Here is a 20,770-nt window from a genome sequence, read left to right as displayed (position 1 = left end):
CCTTTTCGAATTTCGCGCGAAATTCGAATCCGCCCGTCCCGGCCGGGTGAGGGGTCACTGGATGTCGCGGCGGAGGGCTCTGGTGATGCCGGCCGCGACCGTGGTGGCGAGGATCCAGCCCGCGGCGATGAGCGCGACGGTGATCCACTGCGACGGGCCCTGGGTCCGCCACATGACGTCGTGGCCGAGGTTGATGATCGGGACCAGCTGGTCGACGGTGTAGAGCAGCGGACTCCAGTGCGGGTGGTCCTCGTCGTTGACCGGTTGCAGCGGTCCGTGCACCGAGAACCACGTGGTGCCCGCGGCCGTGAGCAGCACCAGCCAGATCAGGGCGCGCAGCGGCCGGTAGCCGTAGCTGACCGTCGCCAGTTGCAGCAGGCTCCACAACCGGACCGGCGGGCGGAACGCGGGCCGGGTCGAGGCCGCGATCGCCTTGTAGCGGTGGCGCTGCTTCTCGATCAGCACCGTGACCGCGTGCTCCTCGTTGCCGTTGCCGCTGAAGACGTGCGCGAGCTGGTCGTAGGAACCGGGCTGGTAGCGGTCGCCGGAGTTGGCGCGCAGCCAGGCCAGCCGCTCCTTGACCTTGTCCACGTCGGTGGGCTCGACGCTGTCGGTGAAGTTGTCGTAGCTGAAGTCCTCGACGTCGACCCCGCCGCTGGCCTCCCACAGCCGCGCGTTGTCCGCGAGCAGCTCGCACTGGGCCTGCCGCAGCAGGATCCGGCCCTTCGGCGGGTCCTCGACGCTGAGCGTCAGCTCCTGGGCGACCAGGCCGAACCCGTTGATGGCGTTGCGGCTCAACCCGTCTCCGAGCCGGGCTCCCCAGAAGTTGGCCTGCCTGCCGATCTCGCTCCGGCGCAGCTGCACCTCGCCCTCGGCCAGGAACGGCCGGACGCCCGAAGCGCACACCAGGTCCCGCGCGATCCGCGCTCCGCGCAGGTCCACCGAGGGCTTGTAGGCGAGCTTGTGGCGGTGCCAGGCGGGTTTGGTGAGCTCGCTGGCCCGCAGGTCGAGGTTGGCGCCGATCGACGCGCCCTGCAGCTGGATCGACCCGCTGATGTCGGCTTCCCGGCAGTCGAAGTTGCTGCCGACGGTCATCCGGCTCGCCTGCAGCACGTCGGTGCGCGCGCCGGTCAGCCGAGCCCGGTTGAGCTGGAAGCTGCCGTGCACCTGGACGTCGGTCATCCGCCACTCGCCCCAGACGTTGACCCGGCCCGCCGCGAGGTTGCCGCGGATCTCGGTGCCGTCGATGTGCAGGGCGCGCAGCGAGCGGTCGACCGCGGCCCGGGCGGACTGCGCCCAGGTCAGGTCGATCTGCGCGCCGGACAACCGCAGGTCGCCTTCTATGCGGGCGCTGACCATGCGAATCGTCCCGCCGCTGCGGAAGTTCTCGTCCATCTCGACGTCGCCGTGCACGTGGCTGCGATCGGCGATGAGCGTGCTGGTCGGGTCGTCGTAGGGCGACTCGCCGCGCCTCGGAGGACTCATCCGGGTTCCAGCACGGCGTCGCGCATCCGCAGGTCACCGGCGATGTTCGCGCTCGGGATGAACACCAGCCCGGCCACGGTGAAGGACTTGCCGGTGTTCGGGTCGGCGTCGCAGCGCAGCGAACCGCCGAGCTGGATGCCGTTGGCGTTGAGCGCCAACCGGCCCCGGTTCCGCAGCGTGGCACCGGCCAGCGTGAGGTTGCCGCCGATCTTGGCACCGGGGATGCGGATCTCGCCCGCGACGGTGATCCCCATCGCCAGCATCGCCCCGGCCACCGTCAGCCGGTCGGCGTAGATGGCGCGCCGGCCGGGGTTGTTCAGGTCGCTGCCGTTGAGCAGCAGCGAGCCGCCGAGCTCGGCGTCGGCGAGGTCGATGACGCCGTCGCGGCTCGTGCAGTGCAGCAGGTGGGTGTCGCTGGTGGTGCGCAGGTTCCGCGCCCGCATCCCCGGCAGCAGGCAGTTCCGCAGCACCAGCCCGGCCAACGAGGCCTGCCGGACGTCGGGCGCTTCGAGGAACCGGCAGCGGACGAACTCCAGCAGGTAGGGCAGTTCGGCGGCGCGCAGGTCCAGGCAGCCGCTGATCACCGCGTCCTCGATGAGGATCACCGGTTGTTGCCGGGCTCTCCGGGTGAAGGGCCGCCAGCTCGCCTCGTCCGGCGAGTCGATCAGCCGCCGCGTGAGGAACTCGCCGCGGATCTCCTTGTCCGCCTCGAACTCCTCGGCCAGCACGTCGAGCGGTTCGCCTTCCGGCGTCTCCGGTCTGCCCTGCCGCAGCAGTTCGTCCACTCGTCGCTCGGCCGCGGTCAGCGGACCGTTGCCGTTCTCCCTCACCTTGCCGCTAGGCACCCGTAGCCCCCGAAACCGCGTGACGCGTCGTCGATCATCTACCTATTAGGACGTCTGACCACGACAAGAGGTTTCGCCCCGCGCCGGAAAACACCGGGATGGCGTACTTGACCTCCCGTTCCACGTGAAACGGCCCCGGCGTGTCGCAAACCAACACGCCGAGGCCGCCCCGCACCTCAACTCAGATCAACTTCAAAACCATCCCACGTCAGGCAAGCGGCCAAGCCGCTTTCTCCTTGCCCCACCTGAGCAGCTCGCACCGCCGGGGGTTCTCCAGCGGCTTCGTGGCGAGCACGCCGCGACGCCGCGTATTCACATACTCAAGGAGTGGCGCGCGGAGACCACGGAGCCGCTCAGGTCCCCCCACCCGCACCGCCACGCAAAACGACCACGGAAACCTAATCCGTGTGAATAGGATCCAGGACTCGGGCTAGGAAGGTGCGGGTGCGCTCTTCCTTCGGATTGCCGATGACCTCGGCCGGCGGGCCCTGCTCGACGATGCCGCCGCCGTCCATGAACAGGACGCGGTCGGCGACCTCGCGGGCGAACTGCATCTCGTGGGTCACCACCAGCATCGTCATGCCCTCGTCGGCGAGTTGCCGCATCACGCCGAGCACGTCGCCGACCAGCTCCGGGTCCAGCGCCGAGGTCGGCTCGTCGAAGAGCATCACGTGCGGGTTCATCGACAGCGCCCGCGCGATCGCGACCCGCTGCTGCTGACCGCCGGAGAGCTGCGCGGGCATCGAGCCGGCCTTCTCGGAGAGCCCGACCTTGGCCAGGTTCTCCTCGGCGACCTTCTCCGCCTCCTCCTTGGAGCGGCCCAGCACCTTGCGCTGCGCCACCGTCAGGTTCTCCAGCACCGACAGGTGGGAGAAGAGGTTGAACTGCTGGAAGACCATGCCGACGTGGCGCCGGGAGCCGTCGAGGTCGGTGTCCGGGTCGGTCAGCTCGGCGCCGTCGACCGAAACCTTGCCCGCCGACGGCTCTTCCAGCAGGTTCACGCAGCGCAGCAGGGTCGACTTGCCGGACCCGGACGGTCCGATGACGCACACGACCTCGCCGCGCTCGACCTGCAGGTCGATGTCGCGCAGCACTTCCAGCGAGCCGAAGGACTTGCTCAGCCCGGAGAGCTCGATCATCACGTCGCTCACTTGGTGGCCCCCTTGGTCCGGACGCCGCCGAACTTGCGCTCCAGCAGGTCGGAGACGCGCGACAGCGGAATCGTGATGATCAGATAGCACAGACCGGCGATCAGGATCGGCGTCAGCGACTGGTACTGGTTCAGCGCGCCGCGCCCGAACTTGGCGAGCTCGTACTGGCCGACCGACAGACCCAGCAGGTAGATCAGCGAGGAGTCCTTGGTCAGCAGGATCAGCTCGTTGGTCAGCGGCGGGAGGATGATCCGGAAGGCCTGCGGCAGCACCACGGTCACCATCGTGCGGCTCGAGGACATGCCCAGCGAGCGGGCCGCCTCGACCTGTCCCTTCGGCACCGCCTGGATGCCCGCCCGGATGGTCTCGGCCATGTAGGCGGCGCCGACCAGGCCGAGGCTGAGCATCACGGTCGAGAGGTTGTTGAACTTCAGCCCGAAGGCGATCGGCATGCCGTAGCCGAACGCGATGAACACCAGCAGCGCGGGAAGTCCGCGGAACAGCTCGATGTAGCCGGTGGCGATCCACCGGTAGGGGGCGACCGGCGACATCTTCATCAGCGCCAGCACGATCGCCAGGACGAGGCCGAACGCGAAGCCCACCGCGGTGTAGATGAGGGTGTTGAGCAGCGCGGTGGTGATCACGTCGGGGAACTGCGCCTTGGCGACCTCGACGTTGAAGAACGCCCGGCCGATCGAACCCCAGTCCGCGATGAAGATCACCAGGGCGAGAACCACGACCAGCACCGCGTACTGGATTCCGAGGTTGAGCCGCGCCCGCTGTCGTCGGCCCATGCCTGCCTTGGGCCGCTCGATCTCGGTTGTCATCGACTTCTCTCCATGTGTCCGGCGGGCTACCGCGACGGTGTTCGCGGCCCCGCTGCACCGCTCGGGGCCGGCGTGTTCGACGCCGGCCCCGAGGTGCCACGTATCAGCGGGTCACTCCGGCTTCTTGCCGAACCACTTCTCGTAGATGCGGTCGTACTCACCGGACTGCTTGGCCTTGGCCAGGGACTCGTTGACCTTGGTCAGCAGCGCGGTGTTGCCCTTGCGGACACCGATGCCGTACTTGTCGCCGGTCACGAACTCCTTGGTGACCTCGGTGTCGGGGTTGTTCTTGGCGAAGTTGTAGAGCACGCCGTTGTCGTTGATCGCGGCGTCGACCGCGCCCGTCTTCACGGCGGTCTGCTGCAGGGCCAGGTCGTCGAAGTCCACGACCTCGTAACCGAACTCGGCCTTGTGCGCCTCGGCGTAGTCCTTGCCGGTGGTGCCGACCTGCACGCCCAGCTTCTTGCCGCGCAGCTGGGACAGGTCGGTGACGCCCGCGCCCTTCTTGATCATCAGGGCTTGCTCCGCGTCGAAGTACGGGTCGGAGAAGTCGAGGTTCTGCTTGCGGGAGTCGGTGATGGTCATCGCGGCGGCGGCCACGTCGCACTGGCCGCTGTTGAGCGACTCACCCGACTGGATGCCCTCGTCGAAGGGCGCGTCGACGATCTTCTGCTGCACACCGAGGTCGCGCGCGACCAGGTCGACCAGCTCAACGTCGAAGCCGACGATCTTGCCGCCTTCGCCGGGGAACTGGAACGGCTCGTAGGGGAGGTGGGTGCAGGTGGTCAGCGAATCGGGAGCGATGAGGCTCAGTTCGCCGCCTTGGGCACCGCCGCTCGTCGTGGATTCGACACAACCTGTCACTGCCACAGCCAGGGTCAGCGCGGGCAGCATTGCCAGCGCACGGAGGGTTCTGCGACGCGCCACGATGTAACTCCTAGTAGGTGAGAACGCGGGTGCTCGAATGGTGCCACTCGATCGGACGTAAACCCAATACCTCGTGTTGCGAATCCATCAAGTTCGTCGAAATCCGCGATCCACCCATCGGCCACGGCGCGGCAAACCTGCCTCACCAGGACCGGCCGAGCGAAAGGATTTTCGGCGCTCGCGCCGCTTTCGCACCAGAACCACAGCCTCCCCACCAGCCCGAACCCCGCGGATCTGTGTCCACCACCACGCTCCGAACCCAAGCGACCGCCACGCACAGTGGCCGAAGCGGAGCGTTGCAGACCGATATGTCGACATCCCGCCACCCGCGCGAGCGCTCACCCGGAGCGAGCCGTCCCGGTCCCGCGAGCGGTTCTGGTCCGAACCGTCCGGACGAAGAGGACGTTGATCATGGACGGGTTCGGACCACGCCGTTGCCGCCATGTCGACAAGTGCCCACGACCCGCATGTCGACATGGCGCCTCGACGACGAAAGGGCCCCTCCCGGAGCGGGAGGGGCCCTCGTCGTCACTGATCAGCGCGGCGGTGGCGGCGGGCAGTGGATGATCGGCTGCGGGTTGTACTTGACCTTCTGGTTCTCCGTGCGAACCTCGCCGGTCGTGATATCCCGGATGGTGCGGGTGTCGACGACGGTGAAGCCGGGCGCGCCCTTGCTCGGGCTGCACGGACCGGTCGTCGGACCGGGCTTCTCGGTCGGCGGCGTCGGTTCGGTGCGCGGGCCCGTCGACGACTGCACGTCGAACTGCTTGGTGCCCCACAGCTTCACCTTGATCGACGACGGAGTCCACTCCGTGGTGATCATGATGCCGCTCTTGGCGACGTTCTTGAACTTCACGTCGATGATGCTCTTGCCGTTCGGGCTCTGGAACACCGTGGCCTCGCGACCGGCCGGGTAGCGGCTGATGTAGTAGCTGTGCGCCTTGTGCTCGACGTCCTTCATGCCCGCGAAGTACGAGGCGTTGTACAGCGTCGTCGCGAACTGCGAGATGCCGCCGCCGACGGCCTTGCCCGGGTGGCCGTCCTCGATGATCCCCGACTCCACGTAGCCCTGCGGAACACCGCGCGGTCCCGTGTAGCCGTTGAGGCTGAACGTCTCGCCCGGGCGCAGCACCGCGCCGTTGACCTGCTCGGCGACCCGGCGGATGTTCACGCCGGAAGCCGGCTCGAAACCGCCGGTCTGGAACTCGCCGACGACCTCGCGGATGCCGAGCTGGTTGGCCTGGTCGGTGGTGAACTGCGCCGGAGCCGGCACGTAGACCGCCTGGATCGCGCGCTGCTGCGGCTTGCGCAGGGTGTCGAGCAGCGGAGTCAGGCTCTTCTCCCAGTCGACGCCGACGCCGTCCTCCGACGGGTGCACGACCGGAGCGCCGTTCTCCAGCTTGATCTCGGCGTTCTTGCCGGGCTTCATGGTGTCGCGCAGCTGCGGTTCGATGGCGCCCACCAGCACGGGACCGTCGAGGCTCGCCTTCAGACCGCCGTGCCCGTCGGGGGTGAAGCGCAGCGCCTCGGCGATCGCCTCCGGCGCCAGCGTCGCGTTCTTGCCCTGGCCGCGCACGGTCACCGGGGAGGCCACGGCGGGCTCGGCGATCTCGTGCAGCGCCTTCTGCACGCCCTCGCGGGTGGTGCTCACCGGGAGCTGGGTGACCGGCAGCGAAATCGGCCGGCCCTCGGCCCACTTGGCCTGCACCGCGTCGGCGGCGTGCTGGATGTCGAGATTCTGGCCGGGCACCGGGTTCACCGGGATCGGCGTGGTGCCCTCGAAGCGGATGTTGCCGTCCGTGGGCTCCAGGCCCAGCTGCGGGCTGACCTCCTGCAGCGCGGCCACCAGCTGCTCGCGGTCGCTGCTGCTGACCGGGGTCACGTCGTGGGTGCTGAACAGCGAGCCGATCCGGGTGAAGGGGTTCAGCGGCTGGTCGTCGGCCTTCTTGACGGTCTCGGCCCAGTCCATCTGCAGCCCGACCTCGTCGGGCTTGACGGTGGCGCCGCGGTCACCGACCTGCAGCCGCACGGGCTTGCTCAGGCCGGGTTCGAGCTCGTCGCGGAGCTTGCTCTCGGCGGCGGCCGGGTCGAGGGTGCCGACGTCGACACCGGCGACGACGGTGCCGCGCGGCAGCGATCCGCTGGTGAACAGCAGGTCGCCGACGTAGAGCAGCACCAGGGCAGCGGCGGCGGCACTGGCGATCAGGCCGCCCTTGAGCAGCTTCTGCCGCTTCTCGTCGGCGGGCGTGGGTTCGTCGGAGGTGTTCCAGCCCAGCTGGCTGCCCCCGACACCGCCCTGCTGACCGCCGAACATCTGCGTCGCACCGGGATTGGCCTGCTCGGCACCGTGGTAGGCGGTGGGCTGATCGGAGCCCACGGCAGCGATGGTCTGCGTGGCGCCGATGGGGAAGCCGCTGAAGTCCGCGGGTAGCGCGGCGATCTGCTGGGTGCGCTCGCTGTCCGACTCCGGCGCGGGTGATCCGCCCTGGGCCTGGGGGTCCTGGACGGGCCAGACCTGCGTGGTCTCGTTGTCGGACGCGTTCTGCTGGTCCGAGTCGGTGCGCAGCCGTTCGGTGGACGGGTCCGCACCAGGGCGGTTGTCGTGGTTTTCCGGCACCGCTTCCCCTTCTCCTGTCGGTCGTGCGGTGGGGGCGTGGAAGTGCTCGCTCGCCCGCGCTCGCCGGGGTCCCGGCTCGGGGCGCCGACTACAGGTACAGGCCCGTGCCCTGCTCGGTCTGTTCCGTGGCCACGGCGTGCAGATCCCGCTCCCGCATGACCAGGTACGCCTGCCCTTGGACCTCGACCTCGAACTGCTCGTCGGGGTTGAACAGGACCTGGTCGCCGACCTTGACGGTCCGCACGTGACTTCCCACGCCGAAGACCTCTCCCCAGATCAGCCGCTTGGCCATCTGCGCGGTCGCCGGAATCACGATGCCGCCGCTGCTGCGGCGTTCCCCGGATTCAGCGGCGATGCGCACCATGACCCTGTCGTGCAGCATCTGGATTTCGAGCTTGGCATCGGTCACCCGAAAAGTTTACTTGCCACCACCGGGTGACCCGGGGACCAGGGGGCCCTCACAACACGCCCTTGACCACGCAATTCTCGATTTTCCTGGGCAGCGCGCGACGACGGGGCCGCCCCCAACCGGGAGCGACCCCGTCCACATCCCCATGACCTGGGGTTTCGAGCTCGAATACCAGATCGGTCTCGATTCGCCTCGGCAGCGCCGATCAGGCGTCGAGACCGCCCATCACCAGCGGCAGCCGGTCCGGGCCGCCGGCCGAGATCGTGATCGGCACGCCCCAGTCCTGCCTGGTCAGCCGGCAGGCGGGGTGCTCGACCTCATCGTCGTCGTCGCAGCTGGCGGCCTGGGCGACGACGTGCAGGACGCCCTGCTCGATCCCGTCGGCCAGCACGAGGCGACGGGTCAGGTCGGTGCCCACGCCCGCGCCCTCGACCAGCAGGTCCTCCGGCGTGGAGGTGATCTCCAGGCGGGTGGAGGGCCCGTAGCGCTCGTCGAGCTTGGTGCCCGGCGGCGGCGTGAACACCACCGCGAGCTCCACCTCTCCCGAGGCGATCTCGGTCGCGGGCCGCTTGACCTGCTGCGACGCGCCGCTGATCAGCTTCGCGGCCAGGCCGGGCGGAACGGGCCGCTCCAGCCGGTGGGCGGCGGAGGCGACCACGACCAGCTCGCCGTCGACGACGGCCGCGCCGGAGGGCTCGGAGACCTCGGTGGCCAGCGTCGACACCTCGTCGGTGGCGGGCTCGTAGCGGCGGATCGCGCCGTTGTAGGTGTCGCAGACCGCGACCGAACCGTCCGGCAGCACGGCAACGCCCAGCGGGTGCTGGAGCAGCGCCTCGCCCGCCGGACCGTCGGCGTGGCCGAAGTCGAACAGGCCGGTCCCCACGGCGGTGCGGATCGCGAAGCCGTCGCCGTCGGCCTCCACCCAGCGCAGCGCGGAGGTCTCCGAGTCGGCCATCCACAGCCGGTCGCCGCCGTCGGCGAGACCGGAGGTCTGAGCGAAGAACGCCTGGTCAGCGGCACCATCGCGCAGTCCTTCGACGGTGGTGCCCGCGAACCGGCGGACCTCGCCGGTGCTCGGGTCGAACAGGCCGAGCGTGTGGTTGCCGGCCATCGCGATCACCACGCCGCCGGCGGGCTCCCACCAGGCGACGTCCCACGGGCTGGTCAGCGGTGTCTCCAGCGCCGGGCCGCTGTCGGACCCGTCCCGCCACTGCTCGCCGGTACCGGCCAGGGTCGTCACGGTGCCGTCGGAGAGCCGCAGGCCGCGCAGCAGGTGGTTCACGGTGTCGGCGACGACCACGTCGTAGCCGACCGCCGCCGCCACGTCCTCGGGCAGCGCCGCGAGCCCGGCGGGCTCGGCGAACGTCGGCCGCACGCCGTCGGCGCGTCCGCGCTCACCGGTGCCGATGCGGCGCACCACGGTCTCGCCGTCGGGCTCGAACTCCACCAGCGAGTGGTTCGCCGAGTCCGACACCAGCAGGTTCCCGCTGTTCAGCGCGATGACCTTGCCGGGGAACCGCAGCGTCGTCTCCGGAGCGGGCGGTGGCACGTAGGGGCCGTCGCCGCGGTGCAGGGTGCCCTTGGCCTCGTGCTCGGCGACGACCTCGGTGATCACGCTGCGCAGCGCCTCGACGTGGCCCTCACCTGCGGCGACGTGCACGACGTAGCCCTCGGGGTCGATGACGACCAGCGTCGGCCAGGCCTTCACGGCGTAGTTCTGCCAGGTGGTCAGCTCGGGGTCGTCGAGCACCGGGTGGTGCACGGCGTAGCGCTCGACCGCGGCGATCAGGGCGTCCGGATCGGCCTCGTGCTCGAACTTCGGCGAGTGCACGCCGACGGTCACGACCTCGTCGGCGAACTCGGCTTCGAGCGGGCGGAGCTCGTCGATCACGTGCAGGCAGTTGATGCAGCAGAAGGTCCAGAAGTCCAGGACGACGACCTTGCCCCGGAAGTCCTGGAGCTGGAGCTCCTTGCCCCCGGTGTTCAACCACTGCCGCCCCACCAGCTCGGCGGCGCGAACCCGACCCCGACGTTTCTGCTGCTCAGTCACAACCGGAGTCAACAACACCTCCGCGGCGACTGTTCCCAGGGGCAGGGGTTGTTGAGTTGCGCCTCACTGCTGATCGCGGGCGGCAACGGGTGCGGGCTGCTGGGGCGATCGGGCGGACGAGGGACTCCGTTTGCGAGCTCGGGGTGCGGGGTTGATCACCTAGGGTTCCTTGATCGTGGAACATTTGGCTGCGCAGGGGTGTCTTCGGTCGCGGTCGGCGGCGCGGCTGATCGGTGAGCTGGGGGCGGCGGTCGTCGTCGCGGCGGCCACGAGCCTGGCGGTGCAGCTGCCGATCGCGCGGTTCGGGCTCAGCGAGCCGACCGCCCTGCCGGAGGTCGCGGCCACCGCCTGCGCGGTCGTCCTCCTCGCGCTGCTGCTCGGCGGCGCGCTGCTCGGCGCGGCGAGCCGCACGCTGGTCCCCGCGGTGTGGGTGGCGCTGTCCGCGCTGGTCACCTCCGTGCTGGCCTGGCCGCTGGAACCGACCCGGCTCTACTACGGCGGCACCTCGATCGACCAGATGTTCCGGACGCAGTACCTGACGCGGCTGGCGGACTCGCCGGTGCTCGCGGACATGAACTACGCGGACCTGCCGCCGTACTACCCGGCGGGCTGGTTCTGGCTCGGCGGGCGTTTCGCGGAGCTGACCGGGATGCCCGCTTGGGCGGCGTTCAAACCGTTCGCGCTGATGACCGTCGCGGTCACCGCCGTCGTCGCCTTCGTGCTGTGGAGCGTGGTCCTGCGACGGCGGATCGCGGTGCTCGCCGCGATCGCCACCGGCCTGTCCGGACTGCTGCACGGCTTCGACGAGCCGTACGCCTGGATGGCGGCGGCCTGGCTCCCACCGGTCGCCGTCGTGGCCTGGCACCTGCTGCGCTGCCGCGCGCACCGGCACGTCGGGGCCGTGATCGGCGTCGGGGTGTTCCTCGGCTTCGCGGGGCTGACCTACGCGCTGCACCTGGCGTTCGCGACCGCCGTGGTGGTGACGATGGCGGTCGTGCTCGCCGCGCGGCGGATCCGTCCCGCCTGGGAACTCGCACCCCGCGTGCTCGGGATCGGCGCGGTCGCCGGACTGGTGGCGCTGATCAGCTGGGGACCGTTCCTGGTGGCGCGGCTGGGCGGGGCGCCGTCGGCGGGAGCGGCGAACAACTACCTGCCGCCGGAGTCGGTGCCGCCGCTGCCGTTCCTGGATCCCTCGCTGTTCGGGATGCTGTGCCTGGCCGGTTTCTGCTGGTCGGTGCTGGCCATCCGGCACAGCGAGGTAGCAGCGGCGCTGCTGGTGCTCACCGGCGTGGTCTACCTGTGGTTCGGACTGTCGACGGTGGCCGTCGCGGCGCACACGACGCTGCTGGCGTTCCGCGTGGCGGTGGTGCTCGACGTGGCGCTGGCCGTCGCCGGCGTGCTGGGGCTCCTGGAGCTGCGGCGGCGGATCCAGCCGCTGGTACCGGATCCCGTGCGGGTTCAGGCCGCGGCGCTGGCGTTCCTGCTGGGACTGGCCGGTTCGGTCGGCGTCGTGGAGACCGCGTTGACCTCCGAGATCGCCGAAGCCGCCCGGCCCGCCCACACCGACTACTACCCGACGGGCAGCAACGCGCAGCGCCAGGACGACCCCGCCGTCGACGGTGCCTGGCACGACGACCTGCTGCGGGCGGTGCGCGAGACGACCGGCCGCGCACCCTCGGACACCGTGCTGCTCACGGCCCACTACCCGCTGCTCTCCTTCGCGCCCTTCTGGGGCTTCCAGCAGGAGACCCCGCACTACGCCAACCCGCTGTCCCGGTACGAGGACCGCTCCGCCGAGATCTCCCGGTGGGCCGGAGCCGGTGATCCGGGCAGGCTGCGGGAGCTGCTGCGACGCGGCGATTTCGCGGCGCCGAACGCGTTCGTGCTGCGGCGGCAGCCGGACGGCCTGCACATCACGCTGTCCCACGACGCGTTCCCGCACCAGCCCAACGTGCAGGTCTACGACGTGCGGTTCGACCCCGCCCTGTTCGACTCGCCCGGGTTCGTCCGGCAGGACGTGGGCCCGTTCGCGGTGATCGGGGTGCGCTGAGCTCAGGGCGCGGGCAGCAGGGTCTGCGCCGTGGTGGTGATCGCGGCGAGCGCCGTTTCGGCCAGCGGGTGGCTGCTTCCGCCGAGCCGGGTGGCCGCGAGGATCCTGCGGGCCGGGGCGGGCTCGCCGCGCAGGGGGATGCGCACGACCGGCCAGTCGTGCAGGCGGGCCAGCCGGGGGACCAGGATGATGCCGAAGTGGTGCGCGACCAGGGCCGTTCCGGTGTCCCACTCGTCGGCGTAGTGCGCGACGTTCGGGCTGAACCCGGCTGACATGCAGGCGGCGCGGACCAGCTGGTGGTAGGTGCTGCCGGGGCGCCCGACGATCCACTGCTCGTCGGCGACGTCGGCCAGCGACACCCGGGAGCGCTCGGCCAGCCGGTGACCGACCGGCACCACCAGGTCCAGCGGGTCGTCGAGGAGTTGTTGCTGCTCGAAGCGCTCATCCGCGGACGGCGGCAGATCCGCGGTGTTGATCACCAGCGCGAGGTCGGCGTCGCCGGAGAGCAGCAGGTCGAAGCAGCGCGCCGGTTCAGCCTCGATCACCCGGACCTGGACCTGCGGGTAGTGCTCGCGCAGCGCCGCCGCGGCCGGGGGCAGCAGACGGGTGGCGGCGGTGGAGAAGCCGCACAGCGCGAACGAGCCGCTGGGTTGTTCGGCCGTGGCGGCGAGCTCGGCGTAGGCGCGCTCGACCTGGGCGTGCAGCAGCTCGGCGTGGCGCAGCACGGTCCGGGCGGCGGCGGTGAGCTTGATGCCGCGACCGGACTGGATCACCAGCTCCGTTCCGAGCTCGTCGGCGAGCTGGCGGAGCTGGTAGGACACCGCCGAGGGCGTGTAGTTCAGCGCGGCTGCGGCGGCCGTGACGGTGCCGTGGTGGGAGACCATCTGCAGCACCTTGAGCCGAGGATCGATCATACGACCATTTTGCACGGTCCTGCCGAGAAACGTTTGATTTTCCTCAGCGTTCATCCTCGGCAAGCTGGCACCGTGACGCTCACAGCTCCCGCCCCGTCCCGCTCGACCCGCACCGGCCTCTACGTCCTCGTCGTGCTCACCATCGGCGCCTACCTCCCGAGCCCGCTGCTGCCCGGGTACCAGCACGACTTCGGCTTCGGCGACCTGTCCATGACGCTGATCTACGCGACGTTCGCGCTGGTCAGCGCACCTGCTCTGCTGCTCCTGGGACCGGCGACCGACGTCGTGGGCCCGCGGTCGGTGCTGCGCGCGAGCCTCATCGCGGGAGCCGTGGCCTCGCTGTTGTTCGCGCTCGCCTCCGGGCCGCTGTGGCTGGTGGCCGGGCGTGCCGCGCAGGGCATCGCGCTCGGCACGGCGACCGGCGCCGCGAGCGTGCTGATCAGCCAGAACGCCCGCGAGCGGGGTGCGCTGCTGGCCAGCACCGCCTTCGTGGCCGGCACCGCCGCCGGGCCGATCGTGGGCGGCGTGCTCGCCGAGCACGCCCCGGCGCCGTTCGTGCTGCCCTTCCTCCTGCACCTGGCGGCGCTGGGGTACGGCTGGTCCCGCGTCTCCTCCCTGCCGACCTCGGCGCCGAGCGGCCGGTGGCGGCCGACCCGACCGCGGATCCCGGCGGGCATGCGGTCGGTGTTCGGCGTCTCCGCAGCGACCGGGTTCCTCGCCTGGACCGTGGTCGGCCTGTTCCTCTCGCTGATCCCGTCCCTGCTCGACCGCGCGGGCCACACCGACCTGGCGGTGTCCGGTTCCGTGCTCGGCGCGGTCCTGATCTGCTCGGTGCTGACCCAGCCGCTCGTGAGCCGCTGGGGAGCGCATCGGGCGCAGCTGCACGGGCTGTGCGCGCTGCTGGTCAGCCTCGTGCTGCTGGCGCTGGCCGGTGGCGGCTCCGCGCTGGTCACGCTGGTCGCGGCCGTCACGGCGGGCGCCGGGCACGGGCTGGCGTACGGAGGAGCCGCTGCTGCCGTCGAGCGGACGGCGCCTCCGGCGCAGCGCGGCGCGATCACCGGAGCGCTCTACCTCGCCTTCTACCTGGGGGCGGGTTGCCCGGCGATCGCGGTCGGGCTCATCGCGCTCGGAGCACCGCTGGGCACGGCGACGTCCTGGGTCGCGGTCGCGGCGGCCGGACTCGTGCTGCTGACCCTGCTGGTCGCGAAATCGCTCGCGCCGGGCCGCTCCGCCCGGCACCATCAGCGGGATGCGAGCGGACGATCGACAACGCACTTCACGAGCGCTGAGCGCGGCGGTGGCCGCCGGCCGGGAGCTCGGCCTCGACGTGAGCGAGGCGCGAGTGCTGCACGACCTGTTCTCCGTCGTCGTGCACCTCGCACCGGCGCCGGTGGTCGTCCGGGTGCCGGTGGTGCTGCCCCGGTCCAGCGGCACCGCGGTCCAGGCGACGCGGCAGCGCACCGAGCTCGACGTGGTGGCGTGGCTGGCTGAGCAGGGTCATCCGGTGATCCCGCCGAGTCCGCTGGTGCCCGCCGAACCCGTCCAGCGCGACGGGTTCTCGATGACGTTCTGGCGGTTCACCGAGATCCTCGACGCCGTCGAACCCGACTACGCGCGCAACGCCGGCCTGGTCGCCGACCTGCACCGGGCGCTGCGCGGCTACCCCGGCGAGCTGCCGTTCCTGTCGGCCGCCGAACCGCAGATGATCACCGATGCCCTGGTCAACCTCGAAGCGCGGCGAGATCTGCTGGACCCGGCCGATCTCGACCGCGCCCGGCGGGAGTGGGCGGTGCTGGAACCGCTGGTGAGCTCCCGCGAGGCGTTCGAGGCGGAGTTCGGAGCGGAGCTCCAGCCCATCCACGGTGACGCGCCGCCGTTCAACATCGTCAGCACCCCCGACGGCGAGCTCTGCGCCGACTTCGAGCTGGTCACGCTCGGTCCGGTCGAATGGGACCTGGCGGCCTTCGGTCCCGAGTGCGAAGCGGCCTACGACGCCCGCGCGCGGACGCTGGGCCTGCGGCAGCTCGACCAGCGCGTGCTGCGGTTCGTCAACGCCGTCGGCGCGCTGCGGTCGGTGGCGTGCCTGGCCCTCGTGCCGCAGCTGCCGATGCTCGCCGACGCGGTGCGTCCCGCCATCGAGCAGTGGCGGAGCACGCCGTTCGCCGGGGGCCTGAGCGGCTGAACCGGTGAGCCCTCGCGCTCGGGCACGGCGCGGCGATCGGAGCAGTGCGCGGCGAATACCCGCCAACGCCGTTCCCCGGCGTGCGCGCGCTGCGGAGACTCCTGGTCCTCCGAGAAGATCAGGAGACGTCATGCGCCGTCGTGCCTCGCCCTGCTCGCATCCGCCGCCTGCCTGGCGGTCTTGTCGGCACCGGCCAACGCGGCGCCTCCGGCGGACCCGCTGGAGTACCTGAAGTCGATCTCCGGCACCACCACGCTGTCCGGTCAGCACAACAAGGAACCGCTGTCGGACCCGACGCGGTGGACGCAGAAGATCCACGACATCACCGGCGACCACCCGGGCTTGTGGGCCGGGGACTTCCTGTAGCAGGGGCTGACGAACCTGGTGTGGAACTGGAACGTCAAGGACTCCAGCATCACCGGGCTGCGGGACTACTGGCCCACCGATGACCGGGTGGACGTCGCCAGCATCGACGTCTGGGAGAAGTCGACGCCGTCGCAGGCCGACTACGACGCGATGCGGCAGGTCGCCGCCGGTCGGCCGATCGCGCTCGGGGAGGTCGGTGCGGTCCCCGCGCCCGAGCTCCTCGACGCCCAGCCTGACTGGTCGTACTTCATGCTCTGGGCCGAGTACCTCGACCAGAACGACCTCGCCGAGGTCCAGCGCACCTACTGGGACGACCAAGTCCTCGTCCTCGACGAGATGCGGGGCTGACAGCGGCGAAATGCTCGCGGCGTTCACCGCGCACGAGGCCGGAGCCGGGATGAACGCGCTGCTCACGGCGGGGATCTGCCTGAGCTTCGGAGCCGGGTTGAAGGGCCCCGGAAATTGGAAAGCCCCGCGATGCTGCCAGGTCGGGGGTCCGACAGCACCGCGGGGTCATCATGAATATCGACACCCACCCTGGGTTCGTTACACACGTTGCACGATGTGTCTCAGGTCACTGTTATTCACCCGCTCCGGCGGCGGAGGGTCGCCGAACCCGCACGGCCCGTGTCGATGTTGACCGTCCATCGCCTCGTATTCGGCGATCTAGCGCTGTTCCTATACGAGGCTAGAGGTCGCGATGGACCGCTAGTCCTGGGTCAGCAGGTAGCGGCCGAAGTGCGGGACCGTGAAGGCGATCTGCCCGCGCTCGCCGGAGTAGACGAGCCCCTTCTTGATCAGCGCGTCGCGGGCCGGGGACAACGACGACGGACGTCGCTCCAGGTACTCGGCGATCTTGGCCGTGGGCGCGGGCTCGTCCTTGCCCTCGACGAGCTCCGCCATGGCGCGCAGGTACTCGCGCTCCGCCGGGGTCGCCCGCTCGTAGCGGGAGCCGAAGAAGCCGACGGCCAGCTCCGACTCCGCCTCCGGGGCGGCCAGCCGGACGTCCTCCTCGGCGATCGCGGCGCGCACGGCCGCGTCCCAGGTCGCCTTGCCGTAGGCCTGGACGAAGTACGGGTACCCGCCCGAGACGTTGAACAGCGTGTCGAGCGCGGCCGGGGTGATCTCGGCTTCCTCGCGCTCGATCGGCGCGATCACGGCGCGGTCGGCGTCGGAGCGGTCCAGCCGGTCGATGCGGACGTAGCGGAACAGCCGCTCCGAGTAGGACTTGCTGGCCGACAGCACGGCGGGCACGTGCGGCAGGCCGGCACCGACGACGACCAGCGGCGCGCCGGACTGGGACAGCTCGTGGCACGCCGCGCACAGCGCGGAGACGTCCTCGGCCTGCACGTCCTGCATCTCGTCGAGCAGCAGCGCGATGCCGGTGCCCACGTCGGCGGCGAGGTCGGCGACCTCGGTGAACAGCTCGACGAGGTCGATCTCGATGTCGCCGGAATCGGCACGACCCACCGCCGCGGGCACGTCGATGCCCGGCTGCCAGCGGTCGCGCAGCTTCGCGTCGGACGGGTTGGCCTTCAGCGCGAACGCCTTCAGCACCGCCAGGACCTCCTCGACCCGGTCCGGGGCGCGGTGGCGGACGGCCAGGTCGCGGATCGCGCGGTGCAGGGCGGCCGACAGCGGCCGGCGCAGACCGGCTTCCGGACGCGCCTCGACCTTGCCCGCGCCCCAACCGCGGCGGACCGCCATCGAGCGCAGCTCGCCGAGCAGCACGGTCTTGCCGACGCCGCGGAGTCCGGTCAGCACCAGGCTCCGCTCCGGACGGCCGCGGGCGACGCGTTCCAGCACGACCTCGAAGGCGTCCAGCTCGCGAGTGCGTCCGGCCAGTTCAGGCGGTCGCTGTCCGGCGCCGGGGGCGAAGGGATTGCGGACCGGGTCCATAACCGTCGGACTGTATCCGCGTTTCTAGCTCAGACTCGATACTTGGCGAGATTCCGGTACAGGCGTGTTCGCCTCCCCACCCGCGCCGGTCCCGGTGCGGTCCCGGATCTCAGTGGAAATCGGGAACACGACTTCAGCGGAACTCCGGACCGGTCTCCGGTTTCCACTTAAATCCGGTCGAACCAGGTGCCGGATCGGGGTGTATCCGGGTGTGTTGGGATTTTGCTAGAAAGCGGTATAGGGCCTGATGGACATGCGAAAGCCCCGGTGATCGGGGTGCACCGGGGCTTTCGCGTCAGGCAGGAGGGTCAGCGTTCGACGATCGCCGTGAGGCCCTGACCGCCTGCGGCGCAGATGGAGATCAGGCCCTTGCCCTTGCCCTTCTCCGCCAGCAGCTTGGCGAGGGTGGCGACGATGCGGCCACCGGTCGCGGCGAACGGGTGACCCGCGGCCAGCGAGGAACCGTTGACGTTGAGCTTCGCGGTGTCGATCTCACCCAGGACCTTGTCCCGGCCGAGGCGGTTCTTGCAGAAGTCCGGGTCCTCCCAGGCCTTCAGCGTCGACAGCACCTGCGAGGCGAACGCCTCGTGGATCTCGTAGAAGTCGAAGTCGCCGAGCTGCAGATCGTTGCGGTCGAGCAGCTTCGGGACCGCGTAGGCCGGGGCCATCAGCAGGCCCTCGTCACCGCTGACGTGGTCGACGGCGGCCGGCGCGATGTCCGACAGGTAGGCCAGCACCGGGATGTTGTGTGCCTTGGCCCACTCCTCGCTGGCCAGCAGCACCGTGGAGGCGCCGTCGGTCAGCGGGGTCGAGTTGCCCGCGGTCATGGTGGCGCCCTCGCCCTTGCCGAACACGGGCTGGAGCTTCGCGAGCTTCTCCACCGAGCTGTCCGGGCGCAGGTTCTGGTCCTTGGCCACGCCCTGGAACGAGGTGATCAGGTCGTCGAAGAAGCCGCGGTCGTAAGCGGCGGCGAGCCGGTGGTGGCTGCGCGCGGCCAGCTCGTCCTGGGCTTCGCGGGTGATCTCCCAGGCCAGCGCGGTCTTCGCCGCGTGCTCACCCATGGACAGGCCGGTGCGTGGCTCGGAGTTCTGCGGGATCTCCGGCACCACGTGCTGCGGCCGGGCCCCGGCCAGCGCCTTGATCTTGGCGCCGGTGGTCTTGGCGTGGTTGGCCTTGAGCAGCACCCGGCGGAAGTCGTCGTTGACCGCGATGGGGGCGTCGCTGGCTGAGTCCACGCCGCCGCCGATGCCGACCTCGATCTGGCCGAGCGCGATCTTGTTCGCGACCGAGACGACCGCTTCCAGCCCGGTCGCGCACGCCATCTGCACGTCGTGGGCCGGCGTGCGAGGGTCGAGGCCGGAGCCCAGCACGGTTTCGCGGGCGAGGTTGAAGTCGCGGCTGTGCTTGAGCACGGCACCGGCGACGAACTCGTCGACGGTCTTGTCCGCGAGGCCGAAGCGCGCGACCAGCCCGTCGAGCGCGGCGGTGAGCATGTCTTGGTTGGACGCGCGAGCGAAGGGACCGCCGGATCGCGCGAACGGGATCCGATTGCCGCCGAGGATCGCGACTCGCCGAACGGTGGTCATGCCTACTCCCTCGTTGCTGGTTCGTTCCTGGCCAATCTAATCTACTCGCGGGTAGGTTAGCCGTCGAGCGACCGCGCGACTTCGTGTCCGAACCCTCATGAACCGCCTCCTCGGGAGTGTCCAGAGATGTCCGATCGATACCAGCAGTTCACCCAGTCCGCGTTCGGGCGCCAGTTCGTCAAGAAGCTTGGCCTGCCCGACCCGACCCCGCTGCGCCGCTTCAAGCCCGGCGAGCCGCTGATCACCGGGCCGGTGCTGCTCGGCGGTTCGGGCCGGCTCGCCGACTCGCTGAACGCGACGTTGCAGGAAGTCGGTGCCGACGTCCGCAAGGAGCGCGCCGACGACGAGCGCTACGCCGCCCTGGTCTTCGACGCCACCGGGATCACCTCCAGCGAGGGCCTGCGCGCCCTGTACGACTTCTTCGCGCCCGCGATCCGGCAGATGGACCGCTGCGGACGGCTGATCGTCCTCGGCACCCAGCCGGAAACCCTGTCCGACCCGCGCGCGGCCACCGCTCAGCGCGCGCTGGAGGGCTTCACCCGCACCGCGGGCAAGGAGCTCAAGCGCGGCGCCACCTCCCAGCTGGTCTACGTCGCCGACGGCGCCGAGAAGGCCACCGACTCCACGCTGCGCTTCCTGCTGTCCGGCAAGTCCGCCTACGTGTCCGGCCAGGTCGTCCGCATCGGCAAGGCCGACGTGCCGGAGCTCTCCCAGGACCGCCCGCTGCAGGACAAGATCGCGCTGGTCACCGGCGCGTCCCGGGGCATCGGCGCGGCCATCGCCGAGACCCTGGCGCGCGACGGCGCCCACGTGGTGTGCCTGGACGTGCCCGCGCAGGGCGGCGAGCTCAGCGAGGTCGCCAACCGCATCGGCGGCTCCGCGCTCCAGCTCGACATCACCGCCGAGGACGCCCCCGCCAAGCTCGCCGCGCACTTCAGCGAGCGGCACGACGGCTTGGACATCGTGGTGCACAACGCGGGCATCACCCGGGACAAGACGATCGGCCGGATGAGCGAGGCCCAGTGGGACTCGGTGCTCGCGGTGAACCTGACCTCGCAGGAGCGCATCAACGAGAAGCTGCTCGGCGAGGGCTCCCCGCTGCGCGCCGGTGGCCGGATCATCTGCGTGTCGTCGATGAGCGGCATCGCAGGCAACGTCGGCCAGGGCAACTACGCCGCGTCGAAGGCCGGCGTGATCGGGCACGTGCAGTCCACCGCGCCGCTGGCCGCGAAGAAGGGCGCCACCATCAACGCGGTCGCGCCGGGCTTCATCGAGACCAAGATGACCGCCGCGATCCCGCTGTTCGTGCGGGAGGCCGGTCGCCGGATGAACAGCATGTCGCAGGGCGGCCAGCCGGTCGACGTCGCCGAGACCATCGCCTGGTACGCCAACCCCGCGTCGGGCGGCGTCAACGGCAACGTGGTCCGGGTCTGCGGCCAGAGCCTGCTCGGCGCCTGAGGTC

The 20,770-nt window shown here is 70.5% G+C and carries 16 protein-coding genes and 1 pseudogene; 6 read left to right on the top strand and 11 right to left on the bottom strand.

What is annotated here, in order from left to right; genetic code table 11:
* Positions 1 to 54 precede the first annotated feature (54 nt).
* From KBO27_RS33355 to KBO27_RS00820, 8 genes are all read right to left on the bottom strand, one after another.
* Positions 55 to 1,485, bottom strand: a complete 1,431-nt coding sequence (locus KBO27_RS33355; RefSeq protein WP_246536086.1) for a bactofilin family protein — start codon at positions 1,483 to 1,485, stop codon at positions 55 to 57.
* Positions 1,482 to 2,330: a hypothetical protein gene (locus KBO27_RS33350; protein WP_246536085.1), complete on the bottom strand. Its 849-nt coding sequence runs from the start codon at positions 2,328 to 2,330 to the stop codon at positions 1,482 to 1,484. The genes KBO27_RS33355 and KBO27_RS33350 overlap by 4 nt, the downstream gene beginning before the upstream one ends.
* A gap of 398 nt (positions 2,331 to 2,728) precedes the next feature.
* Entirely contained in the window at positions 2,729 to 3,481 is a 753-nt protein-coding gene (locus tag KBO27_RS00845) for an amino acid ABC transporter ATP-binding protein (protein ID WP_307870179.1), read from the bottom strand.
* Positions 3,478 to 4,275 (bottom strand): amino acid ABC transporter permease, encoded by a 798-nt coding sequence (locus KBO27_RS00840; protein WP_210968594.1) that lies wholly within the window; start codon positions 4,273 to 4,275, stop codon positions 3,478 to 3,480. Before KBO27_RS00840 ends, KBO27_RS00845 begins: the two co-directional genes overlap by 4 nt.
* A 144-nt stretch (positions 4,276 to 4,419) precedes the next feature.
* Complete coding sequence (locus KBO27_RS00835; protein ID WP_503454119.1) at positions 4,420 to 5,235, bottom strand: transporter substrate-binding domain-containing protein; 816 nt, start codon at positions 5,233 to 5,235, stop codon at positions 4,420 to 4,422.
* Between the two features lie 535 nt (positions 5,236 to 5,770).
* Positions 5,771 to 7,852, bottom strand: coding sequence for a VanW family protein (locus KBO27_RS00830; protein ID WP_210968098.1), 2,082 nt, complete (start codon positions 7,850 to 7,852; stop codon positions 5,771 to 5,773).
* An 88-nt stretch (positions 7,853 to 7,940) separates the two neighbouring features.
* Complete coding sequence (locus KBO27_RS00825) at positions 7,941 to 8,261, bottom strand: GroES family chaperonin (RefSeq protein WP_132672051.1); 321 nt, start codon at positions 8,259 to 8,261, stop codon at positions 7,941 to 7,943.
* A 205-nt stretch (positions 8,262 to 8,466) separates the two neighbouring features.
* On the bottom strand, positions 8,467 to 10,311 hold the full coding sequence (locus KBO27_RS00820) for an NHL domain-containing thioredoxin family protein (RefSeq protein ID WP_307870178.1): 1,845 nt from the start codon (positions 10,309 to 10,311) through the stop codon (positions 8,467 to 8,469).
* 175 nt (positions 10,312 to 10,486) lie between these two features.
* On the opposite strand from KBO27_RS00820, the gene KBO27_RS00815 reads away from it, so the two are divergent.
* Positions 10,487 to 12,361: an arabinofuranosyltransferase gene (locus KBO27_RS00815; RefSeq protein ID WP_210968096.1), complete on the top strand. Its 1,875-nt coding sequence runs from the start codon at positions 10,487 to 10,489 to the stop codon at positions 12,359 to 12,361.
* 2 nt (positions 12,362 to 12,363) lie between these two features.
* Here KBO27_RS00815 and KBO27_RS00810 read toward each other — a convergent pair whose 3' ends face one another.
* Complete coding sequence (locus KBO27_RS00810) at positions 12,364 to 13,275, bottom strand: LysR family transcriptional regulator (RefSeq protein ID WP_210968095.1); 912 nt, start codon at positions 13,273 to 13,275, stop codon at positions 12,364 to 12,366.
* Between KBO27_RS00810 and KBO27_RS00805 the strand changes: the two are divergent.
* The 4 genes and pseudogenes from KBO27_RS00805 to KBO27_RS00790 form a co-directional block, all read left to right on the top strand.
* Positions 13,231 to 14,355, top strand: a pseudogene (locus KBO27_RS00805) (MFS transporter); the annotation flags it as partial. The gene KBO27_RS00810 and the pseudogene KBO27_RS00805 sit on opposite strands and share 45 nt — an antisense overlap.
* A gap of 247 nt (positions 14,356 to 14,602) precedes the next feature.
* Positions 14,603 to 15,457, top strand: a complete 855-nt coding sequence (locus KBO27_RS00800) for a phosphotransferase (protein WP_307870177.1) — start codon at positions 14,603 to 14,605, stop codon at positions 15,455 to 15,457.
* A 180-nt stretch (positions 15,458 to 15,637) separates the two neighbouring features.
* On the top strand, positions 15,638 to 15,823 hold the full coding sequence (locus tag KBO27_RS00795) for a hypothetical protein (RefSeq protein WP_210968093.1): 186 nt from the start codon (positions 15,638 to 15,640) through the stop codon (positions 15,821 to 15,823).
* 6 nt (positions 15,824 to 15,829) lie between these two features.
* A complete protein-coding gene (locus KBO27_RS00790) occupies positions 15,830 to 16,171 on the top strand; it encodes a glycosyl hydrolase (RefSeq protein ID WP_307870225.1) in 342 nt (113 codons plus the stop codon).
* Between the two features lie 360 nt (positions 16,172 to 16,531).
* Here the strand turns inward: KBO27_RS00790 and KBO27_RS00785 are convergent, their stop codons facing one another.
* Positions 16,532 to 17,722, bottom strand: coding sequence for a DUF8462 domain-containing protein (locus KBO27_RS00785; RefSeq protein WP_210968091.1), 1,191 nt, complete (start codon positions 17,720 to 17,722; stop codon positions 16,532 to 16,534).
* 308 nt (positions 17,723 to 18,030) lie between these two features.
* Entirely contained in the window at positions 18,031 to 19,308 is a 1,278-nt protein-coding gene (locus tag KBO27_RS00780) for an acetyl-CoA C-acetyltransferase (RefSeq protein ID WP_210968090.1), read from the bottom strand.
* Between the two features lie 126 nt (positions 19,309 to 19,434).
* On the opposite strand from KBO27_RS00780, the gene KBO27_RS00775 reads away from it, so the two are divergent.
* Positions 19,435 to 20,766: a 3-oxoacyl-ACP reductase gene (locus KBO27_RS00775; RefSeq protein ID WP_210968089.1), complete on the top strand. Its 1,332-nt coding sequence runs from the start codon at positions 19,435 to 19,437 to the stop codon at positions 20,764 to 20,766.
* Positions 20,767 to 20,770 lie beyond the last annotated feature (4 nt).

This window comes from Saccharopolyspora endophytica (assembly GCF_018070075.1).
Lineage (GTDB): Bacteria > Actinomycetota > Actinomycetes > Mycobacteriales > Pseudonocardiaceae > Saccharopolyspora > Saccharopolyspora endophytica.
This window is presented reverse-complemented; position numbering and strand designations above follow the sequence as displayed.

What these genes read in the sequence shown, in the direction of transcription:
- KBO27_RS00780 (WP_210968090.1), bottom strand. Translation starts at nt 19,308, where the DNA reads ATGACCACCGTTCGGCGAGTCGCGATCCTCGGCGGCAATCGGATCCCG.
- KBO27_RS33355 (WP_246536086.1), bottom strand. Translation starts at nt 1,485, where the DNA reads ATGAGTCCTCCGAGGCGCGGCGAGTCGCCCTACGACGACCCGACCAGC.
- KBO27_RS00785 (WP_210968091.1), bottom strand. Translation starts at nt 17,722, where the DNA reads ATGGACCCGGTCCGCAATCCCTTCGCCCCCGGCGCCGGACAGCGACCG.
- KBO27_RS00810 (WP_210968095.1), bottom strand. Translation starts at nt 13,275, where the DNA reads ATGATCGATCCTCGGCTCAAGGTGCTGCAGATGGTCTCCCACCACGGC.
- KBO27_RS00840 (WP_210968594.1), bottom strand. Translation starts at nt 4,275, where the DNA reads ATGGGCCGACGACAGCGGGCGCGGCTCAACCTCGGAATCCAGTACGCG.
- KBO27_RS00775 (WP_210968089.1), top strand. Translation starts at nt 19,435, where the DNA reads ATGTCCGATCGATACCAGCAGTTCACCCAGTCCGCGTTCGGGCGCCAG.